32 protein-coding genes are annotated in these 19,134 nt (G+C 56.9%); 31 read left to right on the forward strand and 1 reads right to left on the reverse strand.

Going from position 1 to position 19,134, the window contains the following annotated elements; genetic code table 11:
- The 31 genes from ACW4TB_RS24645 to bfr form a co-directional block, all read left to right on the forward strand.
- Window positions 1-93: EF-Tu C-terminal domain-related protein (locus ACW4TB_RS24645; protein ID WP_449118062.1), on the forward strand; the 93-nt coding region annotated here is incomplete at its 5' end.
- Between the two features lie 142 nt (window positions 94-235).
- Window positions 236-547 carry a 30S ribosomal protein S10 gene (gene rpsJ, locus ACW4TB_RS24650; protein WP_003186070.1) on the forward strand — a complete coding sequence of 104 codons (312 nt, stop codon included), beginning with the start codon at window positions 236-238 and terminating at the stop codon, window positions 545-547.
- Between the two features lie 80 nt (window positions 548-627).
- Window positions 628-1,263 (forward strand): 50S ribosomal protein L3, encoded by a 636-nt coding sequence (rplC, locus tag ACW4TB_RS24655; protein ID WP_012316519.1) that lies wholly within the window; start codon window positions 628-630, stop codon window positions 1,261-1,263.
- Between the two features lie 12 nt (window positions 1,264-1,275).
- A complete protein-coding gene (gene rplD / locus ACW4TB_RS24660; protein ID WP_003255485.1) occupies window positions 1,276-1,878 on the forward strand; it encodes a 50S ribosomal protein L4 in 603 nt (200 codons plus the stop codon).
- Window positions 1,875-2,174 (forward strand): 50S ribosomal protein L23, encoded by a 300-nt coding sequence (gene rplW, locus ACW4TB_RS24665; protein ID WP_003255484.1) that lies wholly within the window; start codon window positions 1,875-1,877, stop codon window positions 2,172-2,174. The genes rplD and rplW overlap by 4 nt, the downstream gene beginning before the upstream one ends.
- Window positions 2,175-2,188: 14 nt before the next feature.
- Window positions 2,189-3,013, forward strand: coding sequence for a 50S ribosomal protein L2 (gene rplB / locus ACW4TB_RS24670; RefSeq protein WP_012316518.1), 825 nt, complete (start codon window positions 2,189-2,191; stop codon window positions 3,011-3,013).
- 16 nt (window positions 3,014-3,029) lie between these two features.
- Window positions 3,030-3,305: a 30S ribosomal protein S19 gene (gene rpsS / locus ACW4TB_RS24675; RefSeq protein WP_003255482.1), complete on the forward strand. Its 276-nt coding sequence runs from the start codon at window positions 3,030-3,032 to the stop codon at window positions 3,303-3,305.
- 11 nt (window positions 3,306-3,316) lie between these two features.
- Entirely contained in the window at window positions 3,317-3,649 is a 333-nt protein-coding gene (gene rplV / locus ACW4TB_RS24680; RefSeq protein ID WP_003103908.1) for a 50S ribosomal protein L22, read from the forward strand.
- Between the two features lie 13 nt (window positions 3,650-3,662).
- On the forward strand, window positions 3,663-4,349 hold the full coding sequence (gene rpsC / locus ACW4TB_RS24685; RefSeq protein ID WP_003255481.1) for a 30S ribosomal protein S3: 687 nt from the start codon (window positions 3,663-3,665) through the stop codon (window positions 4,347-4,349).
- 12 nt (window positions 4,350-4,361) lie between these two features.
- Window positions 4,362-4,775, forward strand: a complete 414-nt coding sequence (gene rplP, locus ACW4TB_RS24690) for a 50S ribosomal protein L16 (protein WP_003255479.1) — start codon at window positions 4,362-4,364, stop codon at window positions 4,773-4,775.
- Window positions 4,775-4,966, forward strand: coding sequence for a 50S ribosomal protein L29 (gene rpmC, locus ACW4TB_RS24695; RefSeq protein ID WP_002555481.1), 192 nt, complete (start codon window positions 4,775-4,777; stop codon window positions 4,964-4,966). The genes rplP and rpmC overlap by 1 nt, the downstream gene beginning before the upstream one ends.
- A 2-nt stretch (window positions 4,967-4,968) precedes the next feature.
- Complete coding sequence (gene rpsQ / locus ACW4TB_RS24700) at window positions 4,969-5,235, forward strand: 30S ribosomal protein S17 (RefSeq protein WP_008089812.1); 267 nt, start codon at window positions 4,969-4,971, stop codon at window positions 5,233-5,235.
- A 23-nt stretch (window positions 5,236-5,258) separates the two neighbouring features.
- Window positions 5,259-5,627 (forward strand): 50S ribosomal protein L14, encoded by a 369-nt coding sequence (rplN, locus tag ACW4TB_RS24705; protein WP_008089810.1) that lies wholly within the window; start codon window positions 5,259-5,261, stop codon window positions 5,625-5,627.
- Between the two features lie 11 nt (window positions 5,628-5,638).
- Entirely contained in the window at window positions 5,639-5,953 is a 315-nt protein-coding gene (rplX, locus tag ACW4TB_RS24710; RefSeq protein WP_003255476.1) for a 50S ribosomal protein L24, read from the forward strand.
- Between the two features lie 20 nt (window positions 5,954-5,973).
- Window positions 5,974-6,513 (forward strand): 50S ribosomal protein L5, encoded by a 540-nt coding sequence (gene rplE, locus ACW4TB_RS24715; RefSeq protein ID WP_012316517.1) that lies wholly within the window; start codon window positions 5,974-5,976, stop codon window positions 6,511-6,513.
- Between the two features lie 13 nt (window positions 6,514-6,526).
- A complete protein-coding gene (gene rpsN, locus ACW4TB_RS24720; RefSeq protein ID WP_012316516.1) occupies window positions 6,527-6,832 on the forward strand; it encodes a 30S ribosomal protein S14 in 306 nt (101 codons plus the stop codon).
- Window positions 6,833-7,040: 208 nt separating this feature from the next.
- Window positions 7,041-7,433 carry a 30S ribosomal protein S8 gene (rpsH, locus tag ACW4TB_RS24725; protein WP_008089805.1) on the forward strand — a complete coding sequence of 131 codons (393 nt, stop codon included), beginning with the start codon at window positions 7,041-7,043 and terminating at the stop codon, window positions 7,431-7,433.
- A gap of 12 nt (window positions 7,434-7,445) precedes the next feature.
- Window positions 7,446-7,979, forward strand: a complete 534-nt coding sequence (gene rplF, locus ACW4TB_RS24730; protein ID WP_009681972.1) for a 50S ribosomal protein L6 — start codon at window positions 7,446-7,448, stop codon at window positions 7,977-7,979.
- A gap of 10 nt (window positions 7,980-7,989) precedes the next feature.
- Entirely contained in the window at window positions 7,990-8,340 is a 351-nt protein-coding gene (rplR, locus tag ACW4TB_RS24735; protein ID WP_008089801.1) for a 50S ribosomal protein L18, read from the forward strand.
- A 3-nt stretch (window positions 8,341-8,343) separates the two neighbouring features.
- Window positions 8,344-8,844, forward strand: a complete 501-nt coding sequence (gene rpsE / locus ACW4TB_RS24740) for a 30S ribosomal protein S5 (RefSeq protein ID WP_003255465.1) — start codon at window positions 8,344-8,346, stop codon at window positions 8,842-8,844.
- A complete protein-coding gene (rpmD, locus tag ACW4TB_RS24745) occupies window positions 8,844-9,023 on the forward strand; it encodes a 50S ribosomal protein L30 (RefSeq protein WP_455843103.1) in 180 nt (59 codons plus the stop codon). Before rpsE ends, rpmD begins: the two co-directional genes overlap by 1 nt.
- A gap of 3 nt (window positions 9,024-9,026) precedes the next feature.
- Window positions 9,027-9,461, forward strand: a complete 435-nt coding sequence (gene rplO, locus ACW4TB_RS24750) for a 50S ribosomal protein L15 (protein WP_003255461.1) — start codon at window positions 9,027-9,029, stop codon at window positions 9,459-9,461.
- Window positions 9,462-10,793 (forward strand): preprotein translocase subunit SecY, encoded by a 1,332-nt coding sequence (gene secY, locus ACW4TB_RS24755; protein ID WP_455828611.1) that lies wholly within the window; start codon window positions 9,462-9,464, stop codon window positions 10,791-10,793.
- A gap of 28 nt (window positions 10,794-10,821) precedes the next feature.
- On the forward strand, window positions 10,822-10,938 hold the full coding sequence (rpmJ, locus tag ACW4TB_RS24760; protein WP_002555468.1) for a 50S ribosomal protein L36: 117 nt from the start codon (window positions 10,822-10,824) through the stop codon (window positions 10,936-10,938).
- A 131-nt stretch (window positions 10,939-11,069) separates the two neighbouring features.
- Window positions 11,070-11,426: a 30S ribosomal protein S13 gene (rpsM, locus tag ACW4TB_RS24765; protein WP_012316515.1), complete on the forward strand. Its 357-nt coding sequence runs from the start codon at window positions 11,070-11,072 to the stop codon at window positions 11,424-11,426.
- Window positions 11,427-11,444: 18 nt separating this feature from the next.
- Entirely contained in the window at window positions 11,445-11,834 is a 390-nt protein-coding gene (gene rpsK / locus ACW4TB_RS24770; RefSeq protein WP_003255454.1) for a 30S ribosomal protein S11, read from the forward strand.
- A 15-nt stretch (window positions 11,835-11,849) separates the two neighbouring features.
- Entirely contained in the window at window positions 11,850-12,470 is a 621-nt protein-coding gene (gene rpsD, locus ACW4TB_RS24775; RefSeq protein WP_012316514.1) for a 30S ribosomal protein S4, read from the forward strand.
- 22 nt (window positions 12,471-12,492) lie between these two features.
- Window positions 12,493-13,494, forward strand: a complete 1,002-nt coding sequence (locus ACW4TB_RS24780; RefSeq protein WP_003255452.1) for a DNA-directed RNA polymerase subunit alpha — start codon at window positions 12,493-12,495, stop codon at window positions 13,492-13,494.
- Window positions 13,495-13,536: 42 nt separating this feature from the next.
- Window positions 13,537-13,923, forward strand: a complete 387-nt coding sequence (gene rplQ, locus ACW4TB_RS24785) for a 50S ribosomal protein L17 (protein WP_003255451.1) — start codon at window positions 13,537-13,539, stop codon at window positions 13,921-13,923.
- A 172-nt stretch (window positions 13,924-14,095) separates the two neighbouring features.
- Window positions 14,096-15,535: a catalase gene (locus ACW4TB_RS24790; protein WP_012316513.1), complete on the forward strand. Its 1,440-nt coding sequence runs from the start codon at window positions 14,096-14,098 to the stop codon at window positions 15,533-15,535.
- 164 nt (window positions 15,536-15,699) lie between these two features.
- Window positions 15,700-16,164: a bacterioferritin gene (gene bfr / locus ACW4TB_RS24795; RefSeq protein WP_012316512.1), complete on the forward strand. Its 465-nt coding sequence runs from the start codon at window positions 15,700-15,702 to the stop codon at window positions 16,162-16,164.
- A gap of 67 nt (window positions 16,165-16,231) precedes the next feature.
- On the opposite strand, the gene uvrA is transcribed toward bfr, so the two are convergent.
- The gene (gene uvrA, locus ACW4TB_RS24800) at window positions 16,232-19,066 is read right to left on the reverse strand and encodes an excinuclease ABC subunit UvrA (RefSeq protein ID WP_279933571.1); all 2,835 of its coding nucleotides are present in this window, start codon (window positions 19,064-19,066) and stop codon (window positions 16,232-16,234) included.
- Window positions 19,067-19,134 lie beyond the last annotated feature (68 nt).

The raw sequence follows: 19,134 nt of genomic DNA on the forward strand, positions 1-19,134 counted from the left end.
AAGACCATCGCAATGGAAGACGGTCTGCGCTTCGCTATCCGTGAAGGCGGTCGTACCGTCGGCGCCGGCGTCGTAGCCAAAATCATCGAGTAATCACTCGACCGATTGAAAAAAACCCCCGCTCAGCGGGGGTTTTTTTTATTGGGTTGACACTAAATAGGGGCGTCTATAGAATCACGCCTCCTTTTAGCGGGCGTAGTGCGTCCGTTGGGAACAGCCTGGAGTCTGAAATCCAATGCAAAATCAGCAAATCCGAATCAGGTTGAAGGCTTTCGACCATCGCCTGATCGACCAATCCACCCAGGAAATCGTGGAAACCGCGAAACGTACTGGTGCACAAGTGCGTGGTCCAATTCCACTGCCTACCCGCAAAGAGCGTTTCACCGTTCTGGTCTCCCCGCACGTCAACAAAGACGCGCGTGACCAGTACGAGATTCGCACTCATAAGCGTGTTCTGGACATCGTCCAGCCGACGGATAAAACCGTTGACGCGCTGATGAAGCTTGATCTGGCGGCAGGTGTGGAAGTGCAGATCAGCCTCGGCTAAGACTTCGGTCTTGTCGTGTAACGCTCTGAAATGGGCGGCCATAGCGGGTGAAAGCCCCGTACACTCATGAGGTTTACAACATGACTATTGGTGTAGTCGGTCGCAAGTGCGGTATGACCCGCATTTTCACCGAAGAAGGTGTCTCCATTCCGGTCACGGTCATTGAGATCGAGCCGAATCGCGTCACCCAGTTCAAAACTGAAGAAACCGATGGCTACCGTGCAGTGCAAGTCACTGTCGGCGAGCGTCGTGCTTCGCGTGTGACTGCCGCTCAGGCAGGTCACTTCGCCAAGGCCAACGTTGCCGCTGGTCGCGGTGTCTGGGAGTTCCGCCTTGAAGAAGGCGAGTTCCAGGCTGGCGACTCGATCAAAGCTGAACTCTTCACTGCAGGCCAGCTGGTAGACGTTACTGGTCAGTCCAAAGGTAAAGGCTTTGCCGGTACCATCAAGCGCTGGAACTTCCGTGGCCAGGACAACACCCACGGTAACTCCGTGTCGCACCGTGTCCCAGGCTCCATCGGCCAGTGCCAGACTCCTGGTCGTGTGTTCAAGGGCAAGAAAATGTCCGGTCACATGGGCGCCGAGCGCGTGACTGTTCAGTCCCTGGAAGTAGTTCGCGTAGACGCTGAGCGCAACCTGCTGCTGGTCAAGGGTGCCGTTCCTGGCGCTACTGGCGGCGACGTGGTTGTACGTCCAGCTGTCAAGGCTCGCGGTTAAGGGGAAACTGACATGCAACTTAATGTAAATGACGCTCAGGCGATCGAAGTTTCCGAACTGACTTTCGGTGGCGAATTCAACGAGACGCTGGTACACCAAGCAGTCGTGGCCTACATGGCTGGCGGCCGTCAGGGCACCAAGCAGCAAAAGACCCGTTCCGACGTGGCTGGTGGCGGTAAGCGCCCATGGCGTCAGAAGGGTACTGGCCGTGCTCGTGCTGGTACCACTCGTGGTCCGATCTGGCGTGGCGGTGGTGTAACCTTCGCAGCTCGTCCTCAGGATCACTCGCAGAAGCTCAACAAGAAGATGTATCGCGCAGCTCTGCGCTCCATCCTCGCTGAGCTGGTGCGTAGCGACCGTCTGGTCGTGGTTCAGGACTTCGCTGTTGAAGCACCGAAAACCAAAGATCTGCTGAACAAGCTGAACGGCATGGGTCTGAGCGACGTTCTGATCGTTTCGGACGCTGTTGATCAGAACCTGTACCTGGCTGCTCGTAACCTGCCGCACGTCGATGTACGTGACGTTCAAGGTTCCGACCCGGTCAGTCTGATCGCATACGAGAAAGTGTTGATCACTGTCTCGGCCGTGAAGAAATTCGAGGAGCTGCTGGGATGAACCAGGAACGCGTATTTAAAGTCCTCCTTGGCCCGCACGTTTCCGAGAAGGCTACCGTTCTGGCTGAGAAAAAAGGCCAGTTCGTATTCAAGGTTGCTACTGACGCAACCAAGCTGGAAATCAAGAAAGCTGTCGAAGGCCTGTTCAACGTAAAAGTTGAAAACGTGTCGACTGTTAACGTTCTGGGTAAAACCAAGCGTACCGCACGTGGTCTGGGCAAGCGTAATGACTGGAAGAAGGCGATCGTCTCCCTTCAGCCAGGCCAAGATCTCGATTTCAGCAGCAGTGCTGAGTAAGGAAGGGGTGCATCATGGCAATCGTTAAATGCAAACCGACTTCCCCTGGCCGCCGTTTCGTGGTCAAGGTGGTCAACCAGGAGCTGCATAAAGGCGCTCCTCACGCACCGCTGCTCGAGAAGAAATCGAAGTCTGGTGGTCGTAACAACAATGGCCGCATCACCACTCGTCACGTTGGTGGTGGTCATAAGCAGCATTACCGTCTGGTCGACTTCCGTCGCAACGACAAAGATGGCATCCCAGCCACTGTCGAGCGTATCGAATACGATCCAAACCGTACTGCTCACATCGCCCTGCTGTGCTACGCAGACGGTGAGCGTCGCTACATCATCGCCCCTAAAGGCGTAAGTGCTGGCGACCAGCTGATCGCAGGTGCTCTGGCCCCAATCAAGGCCGGTAACTCCCTGCAGCTGCGCAACATCCCAGTAGGTAGCACCATTCACGGCATCGAACTGAAGCCGGGTAAAGGTGCTCAGATCGCTCGTTCCGCTGGTGCTTCGGCTCAGCTGATCGCTCGTGAAGGCGTCTACGTGACTCTGCGTCTGCGTTCCGGTGAGATGCGTAAAGTACTGGCTGAGTGCCGTGCGACCCTGGGCGAAGTCTCGAACTCCGAGCACAGCCTGCGCTCGCTGGGTAAAGCTGGTGCCAAACGCTGGCGCGGCGTTCGCCCAACCGTTCGTGGTGTTGCCATGAACCCGGTTGACCACCCACATGGTGGTGGTGAAGGTCGTACCTCCGGTGGTCGTCATCCGGTATCGCCATGGGGCTTCCCAACCAAGGGTGCTAAAACCCGTGGTAATAAGCGTACCGACAACATGATCGTCCGTCGTCGCAAGTAACTAGAGGGATACGACAGTGCCACGTTCTCTGAAAAAAGGTCCTTTTATCGATCTTCACCTGCTGAAGAAGGTCGAAGTGGCGGTGGAGAAGAATGATCGCAAGCCAGTTAAAACCTGGTCGCGTCGTTCGATGATCCTGCCACAAATGGTCGGTCTGACCATCGCGGTTCACAACGGTCGCCAGCATGTTCCAGTTCTCGTGAACGAAGACATGGTCGGCCACAAACTGGGCGAGTTCGCCGGTACCCGCACCTATCGCGGGCACGTGGCTGACAAGAAAGCCAAGCGTTAAGGGGTAAGGAAATGGAAGTAGCCGCTAAGTTGTCGGGCGCTCGCATCTCCGCCCAGAAAGCCCGCTTGGTCGCCGACCAGATCCGCGGGAAGAAGGTGGGCGAAGCGCTCAACCTGTTGGCCTTCAGCAGCAAAAAAGCCGCTGAAATCATGAAGAAAGTCCTCGAGTCGGCCGTTGCCAACGCCGAACACAACGAAGGCGCAGACGTTGATGACCTGAAGGTCTCCACCGTCTTCGTCAACGAAGGGCGTTCGCTGAAGCGCATCATGCCACGTGCCAAAGGCCGTGCTGATCGCATCGTCAAGCGGTCTTGCCATATCACTGTCAAGGTTGCGGACAAGTAACGGAGTCGATCAGATGGGTCAGAAAGTACATCCCACTGGCATTCGCCTGGGAATCGTCAAGGAGCACACCTCCGTCTGGTACGCAGACGGTGCTACTTACGCAGATTACCTCTTGAAGGATCTGAAAACGCGTGAGTACCTCCAAGACAAACTAAAAAGCGCGTCCGTAAGCCGTATCGATATTCATCGTCCGGCTCAAACTGCACGCATCACCATCCACACCGCTCGTCCCGGTATCGTTATCGGTAAGAAAGGTGAGGATGTCGAGAAGCTGCGTCAGGACCTGACCAAGCAGATGGGTGTGCCTGTGCACATCAACATCGAAGAGATCCGCAAGCCGGAACTCGACGCTATGCTGGTTGCGCAGAGCGTAGCTCAGCAGCTGGAACGCCGCGTAATGTTCCGTCGCGCCATGAAGCGCGCCGTACAGAACGCCATGCGTATTGGTGCCAAGGGCATCAAGATCCAGGTGAGCGGTCGTCTCGGCGGTGCTGAGATTGCTCGTACCGAGTGGTATCGCGAAGGTCGTGTGCCTCTGCACACCCTGCGTGCCGATATCGACTACAACACCTACGAAGCTCACACCACTTACGGTGTGATCGGTGTGAAGGTTTGGATCTTCAAAGGCGAAGTTATTGGTGGTCGCCAAGAAGAACTGAAACCACAAGCACCAGCGCCTCGTAAAAAAGCTGCTAAGTAAGGGGTACGCCAAATGTTGCAACCAAAGCGTACAAAATTCCGCAAGCAGATGACCGGCCACAACCGTGGTCTGGCACTGCGCGGTAGCAAAGTCAGCTTCGGCGAATTCGCCCTGAAAGCTGTTGCTCGCGGTCGCCTCACCGCCCGCCAGATCGAGTCGGCACGTCGTGCTCTGACCCGTCACGTTAAGCGTGGCGGCAAGATCTGGATCCGTGTCTTCCCGGACAAGCCGATCTCCAAGAAGCCTCTCGAGGTTCGTATGGGTAAAGGTAAGGGTTCCGTGGAATACTGGGTTGCCCAGATCCAGCCAGGCAAAGTCCTGTACGAGATCGAGGGTGTTTCTGAAGAGCTGGCGCGCGAAGCTTTCGCCCTGGCTGCTGCAAAGCTGCCTCTCGCCACCTCCTTTGTTAAGCGGACGGTGATGTGATGAAAGCGAATGAACTTCGTGAAAAATCTGCACAGCAACTGAATGAGCAACTGCTCGGCTTGCTGCGCGACCAGTTCAATCTGCGTATGCAGAAGGCAACTGGCCAGTTGGGGCAGTCGCACCTGCTCTCGCAAGTTAAGCGTGACATCGCTCGCGTGAAAACTGTGCTTAACCAGCAGGCAGGTAAGTGATCATGGCTGAAGCTGAAAAAACCGTCCGTACGCTGACTGGCCGTGTCGTCAGCGACAAAATGGACAAGACCATCACCGTTCTGATCGAGCGTCGCGTCAAGCACCCGATCTACGGTAAATACGTTAAGCGTTCGACTAAGCTGCACGCGCACGACGAATCCAACCAGTGCAAAATCGGCGACAAGGTTTCCATCCGTGAAACCCGTCCGCTGGCCAAGACCAAGTCCTGGGCACTGGTTGAAGTCCTCGAACGCGCTGTTGAAGTCTAAGGGCTAGGGGTCGGAGAAATTTTATGATTCAGACTCAATCCATGCTCGATGTGGCCGATAACAGCGGCGCTCGTCGCGTCATGTGCATCAAGGTGCTCGGCGGTTCGCACCGCCGTTACGCCGGCATCGGTGACATCATCAAAGTAACCGTCAAGGAAGCAATTCCGCGCGGTAAGGTCAAAAAAGGCCAGGTGATGACCGCTGTTGTCGTCCGTACCCGTCACGGTGTACGTCGCGCTGACGGTTCCATCATTCGTTTCGACGGCAACGCTGCTGTTCTGCTGAACACCAAGCAAGAGCCGATCGGCACTCGCATCTTCGGGCCAGTGACCCGTGAGCTTCGTACTGAGAAGTTCATGAAGATCGTCTCGCTCGCCCCTGAAGTGCTGTAAGGAGATCCGACATGCAAAAGATTCGTCGTGACGACGAGATCATCGTGATCGCCGGCAAAGACAAAGGTAAGCGCGGTAAGGTGCTGAAGGTTCTCGCTGACGACCGTCTGGTCATCGGTGGTGTGAACCTGGTCAAGCGTCATACCAAGCCTAACCCGATGGCGGGCGTTCAGGGCGGTATCGTCGAAAAAGAAGCGCCTCTGCACGCTTCCAACGTTGCCATCTTCAATGGCGAAACCAACAAGGCTGACCGCGTTGGTTTCAAAGTAGAAGACGGTAAGAAAATTCGTGTCTTCAAGTCGACCCAAAAAGCGGTTGATGCTTGAACACTGCTAGGTAGAAGACCATGGCACGACTGAAAGAGATTTACCGGAACGAGATCGCTCCTAAGCTTAAGGAAGAACTTAAGCTGTCGAACGTGATGGAAGTTCCGCGCGTTACCAAGATCACCCTGAACATGGGTCTGGGCGAAGCGATCGGCGACAAGAAAGTCATCGAGCACGCTGTTGCTGACCTGGAAAAGATCACCGGTCAAAAGCCGGTTGTGACTTTCGCTCGTAAATCCATCGCGGGCTTCAAAGTCCGTGAAGGATGGCCGATCGGCGTCAAGGTGACCCTGCGTCGCGAAAAGATGTACGAATTCCTGGACCGCCTGCTGGCGATCTCCCTGCCTCGGGTCCGCGACTTCCGCGGCCTGAATGCCAAGTCCTTCGATGGTCGTGGCAACTACAGCATGGGCGTGAAAGAGCAGATCATCTTCCCGGAAATCGATTACGACAAGATCGATGCTCTGCGCGGTTTGGACATCACCCTGACCACCACTGCTCGTTCGGATGACGAAGGCCGCGCTCTGCTGCGTGCATTCAAATTCCCGTTCCGCAACTGATTGGAGTAGGAAAATGGCCAAGAAGAGCATGAAAAACCGCGAGCTGAAGCGTCAGCTCACGGTAGCCAAGTTCGCCAAAAAGCGTGCTGAGCTGAAAGCGACCATCGTCAACCTGAACGCCTCTCCTGAAGAGCGTTTCGCTGCCGTTGTCGCTCTGCAGAAGCAGCCACGTGATGCCAGCGCTGCGCGTCTGCGCAACCGTTGCCGCCTGACCGGTCGTCCTCACGGTGTATACCGTAAGTTCGGCTTGGGCCGTAACATGCTGCGTCAAGCTGCAATGCGCGGTGACGTACCGGGTCTGGTCAAGGCCTCCTGGTAATCGCTGCAGGTGTGACTCTGGCGGAAGGGGAGTAATCTTCCGACCGCCGGTGTTCTCGCCAACAAACAAGCCCCTTCATGGGGCTTGTTTCGTTTCTGTCTTGTGTCTAGAATGACCGGCTCACCTGAGCCCGGGTTTTTACCCTGCCCGCTTGGGTGGTTGTGATAGCCGCAAGGCTAATAATTCTTGTATCAGGAGCATCTAGCCCATGAGTATGCAGGACCCGTTAGCGGACATGCTAACTCGCATCCGTAATGCCCAGATGGCTGAAAAGTCCGTCGTAAGCATGCCTTCCTCCACTCTGAAGGTCGCGGTTGCCAAAGTTCTGAAAGACGAAGGTTACATCGCTGGCTACCAGGTTACTGGTGAGGCCAAGCCGTCCCTGTCGATCGAACTCAAGTACTTCGAAGGCCGTCCGGTCATCGAGGAACTGAAGCGTTCCAGCCGTCCTGGCCTGCGCCAGTACAAGTCCGTCACAGACCTGCCGAAAGTTCGTGGCGGCCTGGGCGTGTCTATCGTCTCCACCAACAAAGGTGTGATGACTGACCGCGCTGCGCGCGCTGCCGGTGTCGGCGGCGAAGTTCTGTGCACAGTGTTCTAAGGGGAGATAGGCATGTCTCGCGTCGCTAAGAACCCCGTTAAGCTGCCAGCTGGTGTCGAAGTCAAATTCGCCGGTCAGCAGCTTTCGGTGAAGGGTGCCAAAGGCACTCTCGAACTGAACGTTCACTCGTCTGTTGAAGTTACCGAAGAGTCCGGCGAACTGCGTTTCGTCGCTCGCAACGGTGATCAGCAAGCTCGCGCCATGGCCGGTACTACCCGTGCTCTGGTCAACAACATGGTCCAGGGCGTAAGCCAAGGCTTTGAGCGCAAGCTCCAGCTGGTCGGTGTTGGTTACAAGGCACAGGCTAAAGGCACCGTCCTGAACCTGGCTCTGGGCTTCTCGCATCCAGTAGACTACGAACTGCCAGCCGGTATCACTGCTGAAACTCCCAGCCAAACCGACATCCTGATCAAGGGTATCGACAAGCAGCTGGTAGGTCAGGTGGCCGCTGAAATCCGCGACTTCCGTCCGCCAGAGCCTTACAAAGGCAAGGGTGTGCGTTACGCGGACGAAGTAGTCCGTCGTAAAGAAGCCAAGAAGAAGTAGGGCCTAGCAAATGACCGACAAAAAAGTTACTCGACTGCGTCGCGCTCGCAAAGCACGTCTCAAGATGCACGAACTCGAAGTCGTGCGCCTGTGCGTGTTCCGCTCCTCGCAGCACATCTACGCCCAGGTCATTTCGGCCGACGGCAGCAAGGTTTTGGCAAGCGCCTCGACCTTGGACAAAGACCTGCGTGATGGCGCCACTGGCAACATCGACGCGGCCACTAAGGTTGGCAAGCTGGTAGCTGAGCGTGCGAAAGCCGCCGGTGTATCTCAAGTTGCCTTTGACCGTTCCGGCTTCAAGTACCATGGCCGCGTCAAAGCGCTGGCTGATGCTGCTCGTGAAGGCGGGCTGGAGTTCTAAGTTATGGCAAATAACGATCAAAAGCGCGACGAAGGCTACATCGAGAAGCTGGTTCAAGTTAACCGCGTAGCTAAAACCGTTAAAGGCGGCCGTATCTTCACCTTCACCGCGCTGACCGTGGTTGGTGACGGTAAAGGTCGCGTCGGCTTCGGCCGTGGCAAATCGCGCGAAGTACCTGCCGCGATTCAGAAAGCCATGGAAGCTGCTCGTCGCAACATGATCCAGGTTGACCTGAAGGGCACCACCCTGCAGTACGCCACCAAGGCCGCCCACGGCGCCTCGAAGGTTTACATGCAGCCTGCTTCGGAAGGTACCGGTATCATCGCCGGCGGCGCCATGCGTGCTGTCCTGGAAGTTGCTGGTGTTCAGAACGTCCTGGCCAAGTGCTACGGTTCGACCAACCCAGTGAACGTGGTTTACGCCACCTTCAAGGGTCTGAAAGCCATGCAATCTCCTGAGTCCATTGCTGCCAAGCGCGGCAAGAGCGTTGAGGAGATCTTCTGATCATGGCAACCGTAAAAGTAACGCTGATCAAGAGCGTCTCGGGCCGTATCCCTAACCACAAACTGTGCGTTAAAGGTCTGGGTCTGCGTCGCATCGGTCACACTGTAGAAGTCCAGGATACTCCCGAGAACCGCGGGATGATCAACAAGGCTTACTACATGCTGCGCGTCGAGGGTTAATCGATGAAACTCAATGATCTGAGTCCAGCGCCGGGTTCCCGTCGCGAAAAGCATCGTCCGGGTCGTGGTATCGGTAGCGGTCTGGGTAAGACCGGCGGCCGTGGCCACAAAGGTCAGACCTCCCGTTCGGGTGGTTCGATCGCTCCGGGCTTCGAAGGCGGTCAACAGCCGCTGCACCGTCGCCTGCCGAAATTCGGCTTCGTTTCTCTGAAAGCCATGGACCGCGCAGAAGTGCGTCTGTCCGAGCTGGCCAAAGTGGAAGGTGACGTGATCTCCGTGCAATCCCTGAAGGATGCCAACGTGATCAACCAGCACATTCAGCGTGTGAAAATCATGCTGTCTGGCGAAGTTACTCGCGCAGTCACCATCAAGGGTATCGCAGCCACCAAGGGTGCGCGTGCGGCTATCGAAGCAGCTGGCGGCAAATTCGAGGAATAAATGGCTAAGCAAGGTGCTCTCTCTTCGCTCGGTAAGGGCGGGATGTCGGAACTCTGGGCTCGTCTGCGCTTTCTGTTCATGGCGATCATCGTCTATCGGATAGGTGCGCATATCCCGGTTCCAGGCATCAATCCGGACCGTCTGGCGGATCTGTTTCGGCAGAATGAGGGGACCATTCTTAGCTTGTTCAACATGTTTTCCGGTGGCGCGCTTGAGCGCATGAGCATTTTTGCATTGGGGATCATGCCGTACATCTCGGCATCGATCATCATGCAGCTGATGACGGCGGTCAGCCCGCAACTGGAGCAGTTGAAGAAGGAAGGTGAAGCTGGCCGTCGCAAGATCAGCCAGTACACCCGCTACGGCACCGTTATTCTGGCGCTGGTTCAAGCTATTGGCATGTCCATTGGCCTGGCCAACCAGGGCGTGGCGTTTTCTGCGGGCCTTGGCTTCCATGTCGTCGCGGTTTCCACGTTCGTGGCAGGCGCGATGTTCATGATGTGGCTGGGTGAGCAGATCACCGAGCGCGGTGTGGGCAACGGTATCTCGATGTTGATCTTCGCAGGTATCGTTGCCGGTCTTCCGAGAGCAATCGGGCAGTCTTTCGAGTCTGCGCGCACAGGCGATATCAACATCTTCGCCCTGGTCGCTATCGGTTTGCTGGCAGTAGCGATTATCGGTTTTGTGGTGTTCATTGAGCGTGGTCAGCGTCGTATCGCCGTTCACTACGCCAAGCGTCAGCAGGGCCGCAAGGTCTTTGCAGCGCAGACCAGCCACTTGCCGCTGAAAGTGAACATGGCGGGGGTTATCCCGGCCATTTTCGCGAGCAGCATTCTGCTGTTCCCGGCTTCGCTGGGTGCCTGGGTCGATCAGTCCGAAGGTATGGGCTGGCTGCAGGACATCTCGCAGTCGATCGCTCCTGGTCAGCCGTTGAATATTCTGCTGTTTAGTGCAGGGATCATTTTCTTCTGCTTCTTCTACACAGCGTTGATGTTCAACCCGAAAGACGTAGCGGAAAACCTGAAGAAGTCCGGTGCCTTTATTCCGGGTATCCGTCCTGGTGAGCAGTCGGCGCGCTATATTGATGGCGTTCTGACTCGTCTGACCATGTTCGGTGCTCTTTACATGATGGCCGTCTGCCTTCTGCCCCAGTTCCTGGTGGTGGCAGCAAATGTGCCGTTCTACCTTGGCGGGACCTCGTTGCTGATTGTGGTAGTGGTTGTGATGGACTTCATGTCCCAAGTACAATCGCACCTCGTTTCGCACCAGTACGAATCCCTGATGAAGAAAGCCAACCTGAAAGGCTACGGTGGCAGCGGTTTGCTGCGCTGATACGCCCCTAAGGTTCGAGGAGTCGGTAATGAAAGTTCGTGCATCGGTGAAAAAGCTGTGCCGCAACTGCAAGATCATCCGTCGCGAAGGCGTCGTGCGAGTGATCTGCAGCGCGGAACCGCGTCACAAACAGCGCCAAGGCTGAGTGTGATCTGCGTTTCAAACCCAGCAGCTAGTGTGCTGCTGGGTTGATTATTCGTTTCTACAGCGATATTATCTCGCGCCCTATTTCTTGGCTTCCGGGGCGTAGGTAGCTGTCAATTGGAGTCCCACTGAATGGCCCGTATTGCAGGCGTCAACATTCCAGATAACAAGCATACTGTTATCTCGCTGACCTACATCTATGGTGTCGGTCGCACAACTGCACAGAAGATCTGTGCAGATGCTGGTGTAAATCCAGCCGCTAAGATCAAGGATCTGAGCGACGAGCAAATCGAAACCCTGCGTGGCGAAGTTGCGAAGTTCACCACCGAAGGTGACCTGCGTCGTGACGTCAACATGAAGATCAAGCGCTTGATGGACCTGGGTTGCTACCGCGGCCTGCGTCATCGTAAAGGTCTGCCGGTTCGCGGTCAGCGCACCAAGACCAACGCACGCACCCGTAAGGGCCCGCGTAAGCCGATCCGCAAGTAATCGCCCAGGAATATAGACATGGCAAAACCTGCTGCTCGTCCTCGTAAGAAAGTCAAAAAGACAGTGGTTGATGGCATCGCCCACATCCATGCGTCTTTCAACAACACCATCGTGACCATCACCGACCGTCAGGGCAATGCTTTGTCCTGGGCGACCTCCGGTGGCTCGGGTTTCCGTGGTTCGCGCAAATCCACCCCGTTCGCAGCTCAGATCGCTGCTGAGCGTGCTGGTCAAGCTGCGCTGGAATACGGTCTTAAGAACCTCGACGTAAACGTCAAGGGTCCAGGTCCAGGTCGTGAGTCCGCCGTTCGTGCATTGAACAGCTGCGGCTACAAGATCGCCAGCATCACCGACGTGACGCCAATCCCGCACAACGGGTGCCGTCCGCCGAAGAAGCGCCGCGTGTAATCAGGAGACAGAAGAATGGCACGTTACATTGGTCCAAAATGCAAACTGTCTCGTCGTGAAGGCACCGACCTGTTCCTGAAGAGCGGCGTTCGCGCTCTGGAATCGAAGTGCAACATCGAAGCAGCCCCAGGTATCCACGGCCAGCGCCGTGGCCGTCAGTCCGACTACGGTACCCAGCTGCGCGAGAAACAAAAAGTTCGTCGTATCTACGGTGTTCTGGAGCGTCAGTTCCGCGGTTACTACCAGGCTGCTGCCTCGAAAAAAGGCGCAACCGGTGAGAACCTGCTGCAACTGCTCGAGTGCCGTCTGGATAACGTCGTCTACCGTATGGGCTTCGGCTCGACTCGTTCCGAGTCCCGTCAGCTGGTTTCGCACAAAGCGATCAGCGTCAACGGTAAGACTGTAAACATTCCATCCTACCAAGTTCGTCCGGGTGACGTGGTCGCGGTTCGCGAGAAGTCGTCGAACCAGCTGCGCATTGTTCAAGCCCTTGAACTGTGCGCCCAGCGTGGCCGCGTTGAGTGGGTAGACGTAGATTCCGCTAAGAAGTCGGGCGTTTTCAAGAACGTTCCTGCTCGCGGCGACCTGTCTGCCGACATCAACGAAAACCTGATTGTCGAGCTCTACTCCAAGTAAGGGCTAGAAAATAGGTGCATCCATGCAGATTTCGGTAAATGAGTTCCTGACTCCCCGCCATATTGATGTGCAGGTAGTCAGTCCGACCCGCGCCAAGATCACGCTCGAGCCTCTCGAGCGTGGCTTCGGCCATACCCTGGGCAACGCGCTGCGCCGCATCTTGTTGTCCTCCATGCCTGGCTGTGCAGTAGTCGAGGCCGAGATCGATGGCGTACTCCATGAGTACTCCGCGATCGAAGGTGTACAGGAAGACGTAATTGAAATCCTGTTGAACCTTAAAGGTCTGGCTATCAAACTGCACGGTCGTGACGAAGTTACGCTGACCTTGTCGAAAAAGGGTTCGGGGGTGGTTACCGCTGCCGATATTCAGCTGGATCACGATGTCGAGATCGTCAACCCCGATCACGTAATCGCGAACCTGGCGTCCAACGGCGCCCTGAACATGAAGCTCACTGTAGCTCGTGGTCGCGGTTACGAGCCGGCTGACTCCCGTCAAACCGACGAAGACGAAAGCCGTAGCATTGGCCGTCTGCAGCTGGACGCTTCGTTCAGCCCGGTGCGTCGTATCGCCTATGTGGTCGAGAACGCCCGTGTTGAACAGCGTACCAACCTGGACAAGCTGGTCATTGATCTGGAAACCAACGGCACCCTGGACCCTGAAGAGGCTATCCGCCGCGCTGCGACCATCCTGCAACAGCAGCTGGCCGCGTTCGTCGACCTCAAAGGTGACAGCGAGCCTGTCGTAGTCGAGCAGGAAGACGAGATCGATCCGATCCTGCTACGTCCGGTTGACGACCTGGAACTGACTGTACGTTCGGCCAACTGCCTCAAGGCGGAGAACATCTACTACATCGGCGACCTGATTCAGCGTACCGAAGTAGAGCTGTTGAAGACTCCTAACCTGGGCAAGAAGTCCCTGACTGAAATCAAGGACGTGCTGGCCTCTCGTGGTCTGTCTCTCGGCATGCGCCTCGACAACTGGCCGCCTGCAAGTCTTAAGAAAGACGACAAGGCGACCGCCTGATCGTCGTAATCACCGAACGTAGTGTTTGGTAAGGAATGAATCATGCGTCATCGTAAAAGTGGACGTCACCTGAGCCGTACCAGCTCTCACCGCAAAGCTATGTTCCAGAACATGGCTGTGTCGCTGATCGAGCACGAGCTGATCAAAACCACCCTGCCGAAAGCCAAGGAACTGCGCCGCGTTGCCGAGCCGCTGATCACCCTGGCCAAGGAAGACAGCGTTGCTAACCGCCGTCTGGCCTTCGACCGTACCCGTTCGAAGTCTGCTGTTGGCAAACTGTTCAACGATCTGGGCAAGCGTTACGCCACCCGTCAGGGCGGCTACCTGCGCATCCTGAAGTGCGGTTTCCGCGCTGGCGACAACGCGCCTATGGCGTACGTCGAGCTGGTTGATCGTCCGGTCGGTGGTGCTGTAGAAGCTGCCGAGTAAGACGTTCCGTCTGCTACAAAAAACCGGGCCTAGTGCCCGGTTTTTTGTTTCTGCAGGTATTGTTTATTTCTATTGATACAAGTCATGTAATGAATTTGTTCTGAAAAAGCCGTTCGTCGATACTCCTATCCAAGCCGATTAGCCGGCAGTCCAAGACCGATATGGAGAGCCCATGAGCAAGATTCTCACCACCGCCAGCGGTGCACCCGTAGCTGACAATCAGAATTCCCGCTCTGCTGGCCCGCGCGGCCCGCTGTTGCTCGACGATTTCCACCTGATCGAGAAGCTCGCTCATTTCAATCGGGAGAACATCCCTGAGCGTCGTGTACACGCCAAGGGCTCGGGAGCCTACGGCACCTTTACTGTCACCCAGGACATCACTCGATATACCAAGGCCAAGCTGTTCGACACGATTGGTAAGCAGACTGAAACCTTCCTGCGCTTTTCCACCGTCGGTGGCGAGCGCGGTTCGGCAGACACCGAGCGTGATCCTCGTGGCTTTGCGGTAAAGTTTTACACCGAGGAAGGCAACTGGGACATCGTGGGTAACAACACCCCAGTTTTCTTCATCCGTGACCCGCTCAAGTTCCCGGACTTTATCCACACCCAGAAGCGCCAGCCGCAAACCAACCTGAAAGACGCCCAGATGATGTGGGACTTCTGGTCGCACTCGCCTGAGGCGCTGCACCAGGTCACCATTCTGTTCTCCGATCGCGGAATTCCGGATGGCTACCGTCACATGCACGGCTTCGGCAGCCACACCTACAGCCTGATCAGCGCTATTGGCGAGCGTACTTGGGTCAAATGGCACTTCAAGACCCAGCAAGGCATCAAGAACCTTACCCCCGCTGATGCTGCGCGCCTGGCCGGTACAGACCCTGACTACGCCCAACGCGACCTGTTCGAGGCGATCGAACGCGCAGACTACCCGCGTTGGACCGTGTGCATTCAGGTCATGACTGAAGAGGAGGCGGCCAGTCGCGACGAAAATCCGTTCGATGTGACCAAGACCTGGTCGCAGAAGGACTATCCGTTGATCGAGGTAGGTGTCCTGGAGCTCAATCGCAATCCGCTGAACTATTTCGCCGAAGTGGAGCAGGCAGCGTTTGGTCCGAGCAACATGGTGCCGGGGGTGGGGCTGTCGCCAGATCGCATGCTGCAGGGCCGCGTCTTCGCCTATGCCGATGCGCACCGTTACCGCGTGGGCACAAACCACCAGCAGTTGCCCGTCAACGCGCCACGCTGCCCGGTCAATAGTTACCAGCGTGATGGATCGATGGCTCTCGGTAGTTATGGCAGTGCGCCCAATTACGAGCCCAATAGCTATGGCGACGCGCCTAAGCAGTCGCCTGGCCATGGCGAACCTGCACTGGCTCTCAAGGGAGCGGCTGATCGCTACGATCACCGTGAGGACAACGACTACTACAGCCACGCCGGTGCACTGTTCCGTTTGATGAGCGATGAGCAAAAGGCACTGCTGATCAGCAACATCGCAGGAACAATGGCAGGCGTCACTCAAGATGTCATCCAACGTCAGTTGCAGTACTTCTTCAGGGCTGATCCAGCTTACGGTGAAGGCATCGCCAAGGCACTGGGCGTGAATCTCGCTTAACTCGAAGTGATAAGAAGAACCGCCCTCATTTGGGCGGTTTTTCAATGAATATCACTACTGTTTGCCCGATTTTTTGCTCCTGATTGCGCATTTTTCAGTGACCGCAAGCAATTCCTGGTTCAAACTATGTCTCATTAGACGTATCCACACGGAGAATCAGGGCGATGCAAGGTCACCCGGACGTAATCAATTATCTCGTCACGTTGCTGAAGGGCGAACTGGCCGCACGCGATCAGTACTTCATTCACTCGCGCATGTACGAAGACTGGGGCCTGTCCAAGCTCTACGAACGCATCAACCATGAGATGGAAGAGGAAACCCAGCACGCCGATGCGCTTATGCGGCGTATCCTCATGCTCGAAGGCACCCCCGATATGCGCGCGGATGATCTGGAAGTGGGCAGTACAGTGCCGGAAATGATCGAAGCGGACCTCAAGCTCGAGTACAAGGTTCGTGCGGCCCTGTGCAAGGGCATCGAGCTGTGCGAGCTTCACAAGGATTACATCAGTCGCGATATCCTGCGTGCCCAGCTGGCCGATACCGAAGAGGATCACACCTACTGGCTTGAGAAGCAGCAGGGCCTGATCAAGGCCATCGGTCTGGAAAACTACCTGCAGTCGCAGATGTAAGTTATCCACAGATAAAAAAGAGCCCCTGGCACCATCGGTACCAGGGGCTTTTTCATGCACAGGCAGATCAGGCCCGGTCACGCTCCAGAAGCGGTTTGAGATAGTGTCCTGTGTATGACTGCTTCATCTTGGCCAGCTCCTCCGGGGTGCCGCTGGCAATAATTTGCCCACCCTTTGAACCACCCTCCGGGCCCAGGTCAACCAACCAGTCCGCGGTCTTGATCACATCGAGGTTGTGTTCGATAACCACCACGGTATTGCCGTGGTCGCGCAGGCGGTGCAAAACATCCAGCAACTGCTGGATATCAGCGAAGTGCAGGCCCGTCGTTGGCTCGTCAAGGATGTACAGCGTTTTGCCGGTATCGCGCTTGGACAGCTCGCGTGAGAGCTTGACCCTTTGCGCTTCACCGCCCGACAGTGTGGTCGCCGACTGCCCCAGTTTGATGTAAGACAGGCCTACATCCATCAGGGTTTGCAGCTTGCGCGCCAGTGCCGGCACCGCATCGAAGAATTCGCGCGCATCCTCGATGGTCATTTCCAGGACCTCGTGGATATTCTTGCCCTTGTATTTGATCTCCAGGGTTTCGCGGTTGTAGCGCTTGCTCTTGCACACGTCGCACGGCACGTAGATATCCGGCAGGAAGTGCATTTCCACCTTGATCAGCCCATCGCCTTGGCACGCCTCGCAACGCCCGCCCTTGACGTTGAATGAGAAACGCCCTGGGCCGTAGCCGCGCGACCGCGATTCCGGTACGCCGGAAAACAGCTCGCGAATCGGGGTAAAGATGCCGGTATAGGTCGCCGGGTTCGAACGCGGTGTGCGGCCGATCGGGCTCTGGTCGATATCGACAACCTTGTCCAGGTGCTGCAGGCCATCCATGTTGCTGTGCGGGGCGGCTTCAAGGCTGCTCGCACCATTGAGGGCGGTAGCGGCGAGTGGGTACAGCGTGTTGTTGATCAGCGTCGACTTGCCCGAGCCGGATACGCCAGTCACGCAGGTCAGCAGGCCGATCGGAATTTCCAGATCAACGTTCTGCAGGTTGTTGCCACGCGCACCCTTGAGCTTGAGGGACAGCTTTTTGTCGCGGGGTGTGCGTTTGGCCGGGACAGCGATTTTCTTGCGGCCAGACAGGTACTTCCCGGTCAGCGAGTCGGGATGCGCCATGACTTCTTGCGGGGTGCCCTCGGCGACGATCTGACCACCGTGTACGCCGGCACCTGGGCCGATGTCCACCACGTAGTCGGCCAGGCGAATGGCGTCTTCATCGTGCTCGACCACGATCACGGTGTTACCCAGATCACGCAGGTGGTTGAGGGTGGCGAGCAGGCGGTCGTTGTCGCGTTGATGAAGACCGATGGACGGTTCATCAAGGATATACATCACCCCGACCAGCCCCGCACCAATCTGGCTCGCAAGGCGGATCCGCTGCGCTTCGCCGCCGGACAAGGTGTCGGCACTGCGATCCAGGGTGAGGTAGTCCAAGCCAACGTTGACCAGAAACTGTAGGCGTTCGCAGATTTCCTTGAGGATCTTTGCAGCAATTTCACCACGACGCCCAGTCAAGGTCAGCTCGCCGAAGTAGCTGCAGGCTTCTCCGATAGGCAGGTTGGTCACCGCTGGCAGGGTTTTTTCGCCTACCCAGACATGACGCGCTTCCCGGCGCAGGCGGGTGCCGCGGCAGTCGGGGCAGGGCTGAGTGCCGAGAAACTTGGCCAGCTCCTCACGCACCGTGGCCGACTCAGTCTCGCGGTAACGCCGCTCGAGGTTGGGCACGATCCCTTCGAACGGATGCGAACGCTTGACGATATCGCCACGGTCGTTCAGGTATTTGAAGTCGACGCTCTGCTTGCCGCTGCCTTGCAGGATCACTTTCTGGTGTTCGGCCGACAGCTCGCCAAACGGCTCCTCCAGGCTGAACCCGTAATGCGCTGCCAGCGAGCCAAGCATCTGGAAGTAATAGACGTTGCGCCGATCCCAGCCGCGGATAGCACCCTCGGCCAGTGTCAGCTCGCTGTTGACCAGACGCTTGATATCGAAAAATTGCTTCACCCCCAGGCCATCGCAGGTCGGGCAGGCGCCAGCCGGGTTGTTGAAGGAGAACAGCTTGGGCTCCAGCTCGCTGATCGCATGGCCGCAGACCGGGCAGGCGAAGCGGGCGGAGAAGATCGTCTCTTCGCCTTCTTCATCGTCCATCGGTGCAACCAGGGCGATGCCGTCGGCCAGCTTGAGTGCGGTCTCGAATGACTCGGCAAGGCGTTGTTGCAGGTCGGCGCGGACCTTGAAGCGGTCCACTACTACATCGATGCTGTGCTTCTTCTGCTTGTCCAGCTTGGGCAGTTCGTCGAGTTCGTAGAGCTTGCCGTTGACGCGGGCCCGAACGAAGCCCTGGGCACGCAGTTCGTCGAACACTGCCAGGTGCTCGCCCTTGCGCTCACGGATCACCGGTGCCAGCAGCATCAGCTTGCTGCCTTCCGGGCGCTCCAGGACCAGGTCGACCATCTGGCTGATGGTCTGCGCCTCCAGCGGAATGTCGTGGTCCGGGCAGCGCGGAGTACCCACGCGAGCATAAAGCAGGCGTAGATAGTCGTAGATTTCGGTGATGGTACCTACCGTCGAACGCGGATTGTGCGAAGTCGACTTCTGCTCGATTGAGATAGCTGGCGACAGGCCTTCGATGGTGTCGACGTCAGGTTTTTCCATCATCGACAGGAATTGCCGGGCGTAGGCCGACAGCGATTCCACATAGCGGCGCTGACCCTCGGCGTACAAGGTATCGAATGCTAGGGAAGACTTCCCGGATCCGGACAAACCGGTGATCACGATCAGCTTGTCCCGCGGCAGGGTCAGGTCGATGTTCTTCAGGTTGTGGGTACGTGCCCCACGAATCAGGATCTTGTCCACTGCGGCCTCGCTTGGCGGGCATAAACAAGGAAGTATACGGCGCGCTGCCAGTACGCGGCAAAGCGTCG

This window comes from Lelliottia jeotgali (genome assembly GCF_977070485.1).